Origin of the sequence: Flavobacterium croceum DSM 17960 (genome assembly GCF_002917885.1) — a bacterium.
In the GTDB taxonomy this organism is placed as follows: Bacteria; Bacteroidota; Bacteroidia; order Flavobacteriales; family Flavobacteriaceae; genus Flavobacterium; species Flavobacterium croceum.
This window is the reverse complement of sequence record NZ_PQNY01000043.1, coordinates 1-4,813: the sequence shown is the minus strand read 5'-3', so window position 1 is coordinate 4,813 and position 4,813 is coordinate 1. Positions and strand designations below refer to the sequence as shown.

Genomic DNA, 4,813 nt, shown 5'->3' with positions numbered 1-4,813 from the left:
ATTGATTTTTTGTTAATTTTTGATACATTTTTTTATTTTTAATTAATTACTTTTTTCAGTTTTCTATTCTGTTGCGGTAGTATGACGCACAACGTTTCGCGGCTTCATGAAGTGGCGATGAACCAAGACCAAGCCTTTACAAATATAACAAAAACTTTTAATTAAAAACCTTTCCAATTTCTGATAAATCCCGAGCCTCGCCATTTCTTGAAACCGCTGTTGGCAGTAGCTATTTTTTTATTTTGATGTCCATTCCGAACATTATGTAACCAAGCACAAATCCTTTATTTCCAATTTGTACATTTAATGGTTTTATTTCGTACGCAAATCTACTTTTGGTTGAGTTTATTCTAATTCCAATCCCAGCAGTTCCTCCAAAATATAGTTGATTAAAATATCTTGAGTTTCTAATTTCATTTTCGCCACCAGTTCCAAATAAACCTCTAGAATAATTTAAAAATCCGCCAGAAGTTATTAATAGTGAAACTGATTTATATTTAACCAAATCATAATTTACATTCATACCAATTGAAGTAATTCTGAAAAATTGTTCCCGAGTATCAGTTATACCGCTAGAATTAAAACCTCCATATAGTAAATTAGGATTAATTCTGAATTTTTCTTTTTTTCCAAAACTTTTTTGATAGCCAACTGAATAAACAAAACCCAATCCACTTTCTTCAATTCCATCATTTATTCCAACTCCGATTCCAGTTTTAATTGAGCTTCTTGTGAATTCATTTTCTTGTGCATTAATTTTTAGAGAAAATAGTAATATTACAATTAATAAATTTATCTTTTTTTCTATCATTTTCCGGTCTGTTTTTTTATAGTTACTGCCAACGTCCCGGCGCTTTGCGAGGTTGGGGATTTGGTAAGCCAAATGTATAAATTAAAGACTGAACTTTGCAATTACAAAACCAACATTAAATTTAGCCTTAAAACCCAAATTTCGCAAAACCGCTGTTACCAGCAGTTATTCTTTTAAAAACTCATATTCGTATATTTTCGGTTTTATGTTGTCCGCTAATACATTTAATTTATTTCTTAAATCACTGATTAGTTCTGTGTATTTTTCGTCATTACTTCTTGAGTTCATTCTGCCTTTTTCATTTCTACCTTGGAAAAATTCTCTTATGTCATATAAACTTGCATTTGCAATTGTTGCATTAAATGAATTGTAATATTTCCACAATTCTCGCCCAGAATTTAAAACTTCGTTTGCGTCGTTTGAAAAATGTAATGGTTTATATTCTATTTTTTCATTACCAAATAAGTTATCAATATTTTCTGTTTTCAGTTTTCCGTTTATGTAGTCAGACATAAAATTACTTGTAAATCTTTCTTTTGCATTTACTTCGTTTTCAGTAAACGGAATCCAATGATTTACTCCAAATCTTGATTGAATGTTTGTATTGAAAATTGTATAAATAAGGCAATCACTTTGAAATTCTTTGTCGTTTTCCCAATGTTCGTTTGGAAATAAAAATTGGTCTCTGTCATTTAACCACGATGCAGGAATTACTTTTCTAACTGCAAAATAGATAGAAGTGTAAATTAAATTTTCTACTGTTATTCTTGTGTGTCTACCGCCTTTTTTCCAACTTCCTTTTTCTTCATTATCAATAAATATCATACGTTGATTTTGAAAATCATTTCCAACTGACGCAAGATGACCAATATAGTTTGTTGAGTTTTTCTTTGAGTTTATTTCAAGCCAATCACTAATGTATTTTGAATTATCATATGAGTTTATTGTTTTTGAACCAATGAAAATTCCTTTTGCATCGTAAATATCTGCAATTGTTTGCTCAAAAATTTCATTTTTACTTGTATTCCAAACAAAAAACCCGATTGGAAAATCCCCTTTGACATTATCAAATGTATTGGCTGGAACTATAAAAAATTTTTCGAGCTTCGCTCGAAAGAATTTTCGGAAATCCGAGAAGTTTGGTGCTTGCAGAATTTTCAACTTTGAAAATTCTGCAAGCACGCTGTTAGGGATTTCTTGGTGTATTCTGGTAAAAAATTGCGCAAACATTTCACTACTTGCTTTACCCATTAGCGTTTGATATTTGCTATGTATTTTGCTAACGTGAATATCTTTGCGACCTATACCACGAACATTGTCGCCTTCTGCATAAGGTGGATTTATGTATATGATAAGTTTTTTTCGTTTACTTTCATTATTTACTATTTCAAGTAAATTTTGTGGAAGTTTTGAGAAATCGTCATTTAGAAAATCAAATTGAAAAACGTGGTTTTTCAAAAGATTTGCACCGTGGTCGATTCTTTCGTGAATAACTTTAACATCAGCTTGGTCAAGTGTACTTGCGAAAATATTGTATTTATTAGTTAAACCAGCAAGAAGATTGCCCGTGCCAGCGGCACAGTCCCAAATATAATATTCATCTTGCCAATTTTCTCCTAATAAATCTCCAAGATATTTTTGAGAAAGTTCAACCCAAATTCTTGGTGTAAAAAATGCACCTTGTCTTTCTCGAATATCTTGTGGAACAAGTAAATCTCTACGTTCAATTATATATTCTTGAAACTCTTTTATTGGCGGTCTTTTGTAGCGTTTCCAAAATAATTGATACGCTTCTCTATTGCGAATGTTGATTGTTGCATCAAACATTTGCTTTATATTTTCTTTGGCTATTTTGTAACCTTGGTTTTGAAAAATTACAAACAAATTATCACGAAGTGTAATATCGTCGTCAATTTTTTGAGTGTCTTTGTCGTCAACAAAAAGGTCTGCCAAATAAAAATCACTATCTAAAATTCCCGATTTTTTCAGTTCGTCCCAATGTACATCAATTGTTGGTTTTACTATATCAAGCCAACGCAAATAAATAGGAATAAAATTATTTTTGTCAATCCTTATTTTAGCTGTTTCTGTTGAGTTTGCAATATTGTTTGCGATAAAGTGTTTAAGGTCTTTTTCGTCTTTTTCATAATCGTAAACAGTTGTGTTTTTTTTAAGTGTTGCTTCAACACGATCCTTAATTAATTTGAATTCTTTTGTTTCGTGATTACTTGGTGTAACATTCCAATTAAAGTCATTTAAATAGAAAATATCCTGAACACTAATGTATGGAACAAAAGCAATTTTTTTGAAGTCAAAAGCACCTAAAAAGGCTGGAGGCAAAGTTTTGTCAAATGTTCGTGCTTTTCCAATTGTTAGAATTAATTGAACAAACATTGTTGGAACGTCAAAATTTCCTGTTTTTGCTTCTGCCCACAATAAAGGTGTTCGTCCAAAAATACTATCTTGTTTTGGAAAAACTGTAAAATCTATATTTCCGAGAATTTCTGTTGTGTCAAATGATTTAAACCAGTCCGCACCAACTTTGTTTTTTAGCTCTTCTTCTCTTATGTTTTTATACTTCATTTATGGTCTATCGTCTTTATTTATGCTGTTTTTCATATAATTGCTGGTAACGTTTTGCGGCTTGGCGATGTGGCGGATTTTTAGCACAAATGTTCAATAAAATTACTGCTGTTGAACCTTGCACAAATGTTTCATAGAAGCACTTCACCCGCCATATTGCCAAACCGATGTTAGTGGCAGTTTTATTTGTTTTCGTAATTCTTCGTTTATATTTTCTTTTGTCAAACCTATAGTTTTTAAAGTTGTCCAAAGTTCATTTTCAGACTTTAATAATTCCATTAACTTCCCTTTACCATAAACTCTTAATGTTCTTTCCAAAATTAAGGCAGAAGTCAAATATGGAATTGAAGTTTCGTTTTCAAAATAATTTCTTTCATATATGTCTGTATGTATCGCAAAATTGTAATCTTTATTTTCATTTAGGAATTTGTCAAGTTTTTTTCTGTGCCATTCATAACTATATTTTCCGCTTCCTGCCATAATTGTAGCCAAACCTTCGTCAATAAATTTATCAATTTTAGGAAAAAGATTACTTGTATAAATATGAATTATTTCGTGAGTATAGATTTCTGAGTTATTTCCTGAAAATATAATATTTCCATAATCAGCAAGTCCACCCGATTTATCAACATACATCATTGGGTTGTAGTCAAATCCTTTGATTTCAAAAAGTTCTTTTGGGTTCATACAAGAATAATAGGTAATTTCTATTGGCTTGCATTGGAAGAAATTGCAAATTTTGTCAATGTCTTTTTGCTGTTTTGCGATTTCAGTTTTGTTTATGGTTTTGTTTGGTGATATTTTATAGTTTAAACTTTCTTTTGTTTCAGTTTTCCAGTTTTGAGTTGTATAGTCAAGATATCTACTGAACAAAACTTTGTCTTGTTGAATATTTGCAATAAGGTTATAAATTGATTTTAGCTGATTTTCATTCGTTTCATTATTATGTCCGATAAAAGCAATTTTCACAACTTTTTGACTTGGCTTTTCTGTCGGTATAATTTCCATTAAAGTTGGTCTAAAAAAATCGCTTCCGTACCTTGAATTTTCTATGTTGTAAATGTCAAGATAAGGAAATACGAACTTTTGAAAATCTGATTGTATCCAAAATTTATTTTCTGTCAATGAAGCATTTTTAGTTTTCAGAAATTCAGTCAAAGTTTCAATAATTAACAGATTGGCTTTGTCAGCTTTGTCAATAATTGGCGAAACGGTCAATGTAAATTTGTCTTGTTTTGGTTCTTGTCCGTTACAAGCCAAAGTCAAAAAAGTCACTAATACGAATAAAATATGTTTCATTTTTCGGTTCTCAAAAAATTGCCACTAACGTTTCGCGGCTTGCTTCAGTGGCGATGATTTATCACAAGCCTTTACAAATATAGCTAAAACTTTAAATTAAAAACCTTTCCGATTTCAAAT

General features: G+C 30.6%; 3 protein-coding genes. All 3 read right to left on the bottom strand.

Going from position 1 to position 4,813, the window contains the following annotated elements:
- Positions 1-229: 229 nt before the first annotated feature.
- The gene (locus tag Q361_RS13040; protein ID WP_103727165.1) at positions 230-811 is read right to left on the bottom strand and encodes a hypothetical protein; all 582 of its coding nucleotides are present in this window, start codon (positions 809-811) and stop codon (positions 230-232) included.
- A gap of 165 nt (positions 812-976) precedes the next feature.
- On the bottom strand, positions 977-3,394 hold the full coding sequence (locus Q361_RS13035) for a hypothetical protein (protein ID WP_103727164.1): 2,418 nt from the start codon (positions 3,392-3,394) through the stop codon (positions 977-979).
- A gap of 144 nt (positions 3,395-3,538) precedes the next feature.
- The gene (locus Q361_RS13025; RefSeq protein WP_146047038.1) at positions 3,539-4,693 is read right to left on the bottom strand and encodes a hypothetical protein; all 1,155 of its coding nucleotides are present in this window, start codon (positions 4,691-4,693) and stop codon (positions 3,539-3,541) included.
- Positions 4,694-4,813 lie beyond the last annotated feature (120 nt).

What these genes read in the sequence shown, in the direction of transcription:
- Q361_RS13040 (WP_103727165.1), bottom strand. Translation starts at nt 811, where the DNA reads ATGATAGAAAAAAAGATAAATTTATTAATTGTAATATTACTATTTTCT.
- Q361_RS13035 (WP_103727164.1), bottom strand. Translation starts at nt 3,394, where the DNA reads ATGAAGTATAAAAACATAAGAGAAGAAGAGCTAAAAAACAAAGTTGGT.
- Q361_RS13025 (WP_146047038.1), bottom strand. Translation starts at nt 4,693, where the DNA reads ATGAAACATATTTTATTCGTATTAGTGACTTTTTTGACTTTGGCTTGT.